The organism is Vibrio sp. 1978 (assembly GCF_033344345.1).
The window spans coordinates 1-515 of the sequence record NZ_JAWPOP010001038.1 but is presented as its reverse complement, the minus strand read 5'-3'; the positions used below and the strand labels follow the sequence as shown (position 1 = coordinate 515).

The window sequence follows — 515 nt, the reverse complement described above, 5'->3', positions numbered from 1 at the left end:
TGAAGTTCGCAAAGAGATTAACGCTCACGGCGTTTCCGTTGTTCGTATTCAGCTAGAAGACAATATGTGGAAATTGGTGGATACCGATCCGCTTAACCGCCGATACACTGGTGCGACAGTGATGGATTTATCTGGCCCAGTCGCTCACACGGCGCTTACTGTGACGCGTTTTTCGCCTGATGGCAGCCAAGCTCGTGGTACGTTAAACAACTGTGGCAACGGCTATACGCCGTGGGGTACTTACCTCACGTGTGAAGAGAACTGGCCTGGCTACTTCGTTAATGCGGGGACTCGTACAGAAGAACAAGATCGTATTGGTGTGGATGATAAGAGCACGCGTTACTTGTGGGAAACATTGGCAGGTAACTCAGAAGAGCGTTTAGATGAGTTTACGCGTTTTAATGTTGCACCAACAGGCACCAGCTCTGCAGACGATTACCGTAACGAAGCGAACGGCCATGGCTACATTGTAGAAATTGACCCATATACCCAAAACTCTCGTGCGAAAAAGCGTA

At 49.1% G+C, this 515-nt stretch carries 1 protein-coding gene; it reads left to right on the top strand.

The genetic code is table 11. The features are described from left to right. A partial coding sequence (locus R8N49_RS30535; RefSeq protein WP_318190877.1) for an alkaline phosphatase PhoX occupies positions 1-515 on the top strand: 515 nt, incomplete at both ends.